At 54.4% G+C, this 4,662-nt stretch carries 4 protein-coding genes; 2 read left to right on the forward strand and 2 right to left on the reverse strand.

The genetic code is table 11. The features are described 5' to 3' along the window. Positions 1 to 209: 209 nt before the first annotated feature. Together EKO24_RS03450 and chrA are read left to right on the forward strand one after the other, a co-directional pair. Positions 210 to 1,154, forward strand: coding sequence for a chromate resistance protein ChrB domain-containing protein (locus EKO24_RS03450; protein ID WP_127030773.1), 945 nt, complete (start codon positions 210 to 212; stop codon positions 1,152 to 1,154). Further along, complete coding sequence (gene chrA / locus EKO24_RS03455) at positions 1,151 to 2,521, forward strand: chromate efflux transporter (protein ID WP_127030772.1); 1,371 nt, start codon at positions 1,151 to 1,153, stop codon at positions 2,519 to 2,521. Before EKO24_RS03450 ends, chrA begins: the two co-directional genes overlap by 4 nt. A 31-nt stretch (positions 2,522 to 2,552) precedes the next feature. On the opposite strand, the gene EKO24_RS03460 is transcribed toward chrA, so the two are convergent. Beyond that, on the reverse strand, positions 2,553 to 3,677 hold the full coding sequence (locus EKO24_RS03460; protein WP_127030771.1) for a methyltransferase: 1,125 nt from the start codon (positions 3,675 to 3,677) through the stop codon (positions 2,553 to 2,555). A gap of 8 nt (positions 3,678 to 3,685) precedes the next feature. Continuing rightward, on the reverse strand, positions 3,686 to 4,306 hold the full coding sequence (locus EKO24_RS03465) for a TetR/AcrR family transcriptional regulator (protein ID WP_127030770.1): 621 nt from the start codon (positions 4,304 to 4,306) through the stop codon (positions 3,686 to 3,688). Positions 4,307 to 4,662: the final 356 nt, after the last annotated feature.

The raw sequence follows: 4,662 nt of genomic DNA on the forward strand, positions 1-4,662 counted from the left end.
TTATTTTTCTTATCACGGGCGGGCCTTCCGTTGCCTAGGGTTAGTTCATGCCTCATATTCTATACCGGCTGTCAATGCGTAAGTTCTACATTAGTTGCATTTTTGCAAAGTATTGTGAAGCTCGAAAAACTTCATGAAATTCCGTTGGCCTTTTTATACATCTGCGTAGTAGCATAGTCAACAATCTAGTTATATAAGAACTTATACTTATGCATTGTTCCTGGCTAATCTTTATTGTCAGCTTGCCAACCCATAACGCCGCCGGGCGCATGCGTGTTTGGCGCGCGTTGAAAGCATTGGGTTGCGGCGTTTTGCGCGACGGCGTCTATTTATTGCCGCATCGTCCTGAGTTTCGGCAAACGCTCCAGCTTCAAGCCGAAGATGTTGCCGCAGGAGGCGGAAGCGCTCATATCTTGAGTTTGGACAGCGAAAACCAGGATCAGCAAACCGCGTTCGAGAACTTATTCGACCGGTCGGCCGATTACACCAAACTGGTCGAAAGCATCCGGCAAATCCGCTATTTGAATTTCCAGCCGGAAGACCGAGTCAAGCTCCAAAAACAGGTTCATCGCTTGCGTAAAGAATTCGAAGCGATCGTGCTGCAAGATTTTTTCCCCGCCGCCGCCCAGGAACAAGCGGCCGTTGCGTTGGAGGATTTGGAACAAGCGGTTCTCGCGCCGGACGAACCCCATGCCGTTCAGCAGCGGATCGAACGGCTCCAGCTTAAGGATTACCGCCAGCGGATTTGGGCGACGCGCCGGCGGCCATGGATCGACCGGCTTGCCAGCGCATGGTTGATCCGGCGTTTCATCGATCCCGAAGCGCATTTTGTCTGGCTTGCGGCGTCGGACGATTGTCCCGCCGACGCGTTGGGCTTCGATTTCGACGGGGCCGCGTTTACGCATGTCGGCGCAAAAGTGACGTTCGAGGTTCTGTTGGAGAGCTTCGGACTAGCAAAAGACAGCGCGTTGAATCGTATCGGCGCATTGGTGCATTATCTGGATGTCGGCGGAATTCCCGTGCTTGAATCGGCCGGATTGGAAACGCTGATTAACGGGATGCGGCAACGCTGGAGCGACGACGATGAACTGCTGGCCGAAGCCGAAAAGATTTTCGATGCCTTTTACCAAGCTTTTTTAGGAAACGACGGATGAACAACAATCCATTGCAAACGCCTCCGCCGGTCTCTTTCGGACAGGCTTTCCGCTTCTGGCTCAAACTCGGCTTCATCAGCTTCGGCGGCCCGGCCGGGCAAATCGCGATCATGCACCAGGAATTGGTCGAACGGCGGCGCTGGATTTCGGAACGGCGTTTTTTGCACGCGCTGAATTACTGCATGCTGTTGCCCGGCCCCGAAGCGCAGCAACTTGCGGTTTATCTCGGTTGGCTGATGCATCGCAGTTGGGGCGGAATCGTCGCGGGCGGTCTGTTTGTGCTGCCGTCGCTGCTGCTGTTGATCGCGTTGGGTTGGGTTTACCTGGCTTACGGCCATGTATCCGCCGTTGCCGGAGTGCTTTACGGCATCAAGCCGGCGGTGACCGCCATCGTTCTGTTCGCGGCCTATCGGATCGGTTCGAGAGCGCTGAAAAATTGGCTGCTGTGGGCGATGGCGGCCTTGGCCTTCCTGGCTATATTCCTGCTCGATACGCCGTTTCCTGTGATCGTGCTCGCCGCCGCGATGCTTGGGGCTATCGGCGGCAAGTTCGTCCCGCAGAAGTTCGCGGTCGGAGGAGGGCATGGCGCAGCCAAGCACAGCTACGGCCCGGCGCTGATCGATGACGATACGCCGACGCCGGACCATGCGCGCTTTACCTGGACAGGCTTGGCGAAAGTCATGCTGGCAGGCCTGATTCTGTGGGGCGGCGCGATCGGTTTTTTGTGCGCCCGTTACGGTTGGGATGGCGCGTTAACCCAGATGGGTTGGTTCTTCACCAAAGCGGCGCTGATGACTTTCGGCGGCGCTTATGCGGTATTGCCCTACGTTTACCAAGGCGCGGTCGAGCATTTTCACTGGCTGACGCCTCACCAGATGATCGACGGCTTGGCCTTGGGCGAAACCACGCCGGGTCCGCTGATCATGGTGGTCACTTTTGTCGGTTTCGTGGCCGGATGGGCGAAGGAACTTTTTGGCCCCGAGCAACTGTTTTTAGCGGGTGCGACAGCGGCGATGGTCGTGACTTATTTCACCTTCCTGCCCAGCTTCGTGTTTATCCTGGCCGGCGGCCCGTTGGTCGAGTCCACACACGGCAACCTGAAATTCACGGCCCCGTTAACCGGAATCACCGCGGCCGTGGTCGGCGTAATCCTGAACCTTGCGGTATTTTTTGCCTGGCATGTGTTCTGGCCGCAAGGTTTCGACGGCCGTTTCGATGGCTTCTCCGCGCTGGTTGGGGCCGGCGCTTTGCTGGTCTTGTTCCGTTACAAGGTCGGCGTCATTCCGGTCATCGCCGTTTGCGGCGCAACCGGACTTTTGTTAACTTTTATTAAAGCCTGGTTGGCACAACAGGGATTCATTTTATAAACTAAACTCCCCAGCAAAGAGATGACAGGCTTTACGCTGAATGGCTTGGGCTTAGCACCAGTATTTTCCCAATCGATTTAAGACTGACTTGCTCATCAAGCCTCAATCCGGATTGATCGAATAAGTCCTTCCACTCCGAAAGCGTTCTCTCCCTGCCTCGAGTAGCCATGAACATCTGCATGTCGCAGGCGGCACTGGAAATATCGGCCTTCGCTTCCGAAACAACCAATTCCATGACCGCAATCCGGGCGCCTGTGCCGCTGCCGGCAGCAGCCACATTTCGCAACGCCTTGATGCAATCCTCATCGCCCAAGCCATGCAGGACCGCGCTCAGCAAGTAAATGTCCTTGCCGTCTTTGGCGGCCGGCACCGAGTCAAGCAAGTCCCCGGCCTGGAAGCTTAAGCGCGAAAGAAGGTCGGGCGATTCCTTGCCGATCCAGTAGCTAGCTGCCGTCTGGATAACCTGCTCCCGGTCGAATACCAAAGACGTCAAATGCGGATGCCGCTTCAATATCGCTATCGATTTGCTGCCTTTTGAGCCGCCAACGTCGATGATGCGATCAAATTGCCCCCAGTCGAATTCCGTGGCAAAACTGTCGCAGGTCAAAGCTTCCACGCTGTCCATTGCACGGGAAAACAACGCGTCGAATTCGCCATGATCGTCCATGTAAGCGTACAGTTCGCGGCCGTGAGCAAGTTGGAACGGCACCTCGCCTGTGCGTATCCCTTGTTCCAGTTGCTGATACCAAGGCGTGCTCATCTCAACCGAGTTATGCATCAAGATCATGGCTTTGACAGTGTTAGGATGGTCGTCGCGCAAATAGGCGGAAAGGGCATTGTTCTTGAAAATCCGCGGCGACACTTCTTCAAACACCCCCATTGCCGCCAACATGCGTAACAGCCGGTATACGGCATCCGCTTGGGCCGGGATTCGTGCGGCTATGTCTTCAGCGGCGAGCTGTCCATCGCCCAGCACGGAGGCAATGTTCAGCGATGCGGCAACGTAAAGGACTCGGGACTGCCAAAACGCCGAGCCGATCTGAATCAGACGGAACGGCGGCGGGGTTAGCTTATTGACGATGGTCTGTAGCCAAAAAACAAACTTCATCAGCTTGGCAGATAGGCGAACCGAAACGGAGTTTTTTTGTAACGACATCGTCAACCTCATATCTTATCGTTCGGCGCTAAGCCGCTTGCAAACAAATGGCCGTTGAACGCGGCCAGTTTCTCGAAGAAAGCCTCGTCCATGGGCCGGCCTATCTGGTCCTCAAAAATATCCTTCAGCAGCATCGGCATCATCGCCAAACTGACAAACGACAGCCGAACGACATCGGGATCTAATAAAGAATCGGCTTGGCCGCTGTTTTTCAGCGCTTCCACTTTCCGCGCGCCGCGAGTGCGTCCTCGCTCCAGCAACTGTTGAATAAAGCGCCGTCCGGGGCCTTGGTTAAGCGCCAGCACTTTCAGGATCAGTTTAGGGAATTCAGGCCGTTTTAACATCGTGTCGTAATACAGCAATAGAAAATCCTTAAAGCCGTCGACGGAATCCAGCATCTGCCCGTCCAGCACCTCCAATAGCGGATTAAGGGTTTCCCGTATCATCTCCTCGTATAAACCTTCCTTGTTGCCGAAATAGTAACGAATCATAGAAATGTTGGCATCGGCCTGTTCCGCGATCAGGCGGGTTGTGACCCTGTGGTAGTCATCGGCCAGAAAATTGTCGAGAGCCGCTTTGAGCAGCCTTTCTCGCACGGGATCGGGTGTAGCTTCGGGGGCGCTTGTCATCGCAGTCTCCAACAAAATGGCGGGAACGGCAGTTTAGCAGCGGCTACGGTCGGGGTTGTAGTTGTTTTGTTAATCAATTTGGGCGGTTTGATTGGGGTGGATTTATGTGGCTATCCGGACTGCTCGCTCGATCAAGGCGGAGGTGCATTTTGGTTTGCCTGAAAGGTTGCTATCAATGGTTGATTCATATAGCATCAAGCCTAACGGATCGTTGGAGCGGCGTTATACCTCGGCGGTTGGAAATTAATATACACCTGCTTAGTTATCTACTTAACGTTAAGCCCCACGATTGGGCAATCGTGTTGATTTTAAACAAAAAATTGCCAAGCTCAGCAAAAAATGTTATTAGTTTAGCG

The sequence above is a fragment of the Candidatus Methylobacter oryzae genome, from assembly GCF_003994235.2.
In the GTDB taxonomy this organism is placed as follows: Bacteria; Pseudomonadota; Gammaproteobacteria; order Methylococcales; family Methylomonadaceae; genus Methylobacter_A; species Methylobacter_A oryzae.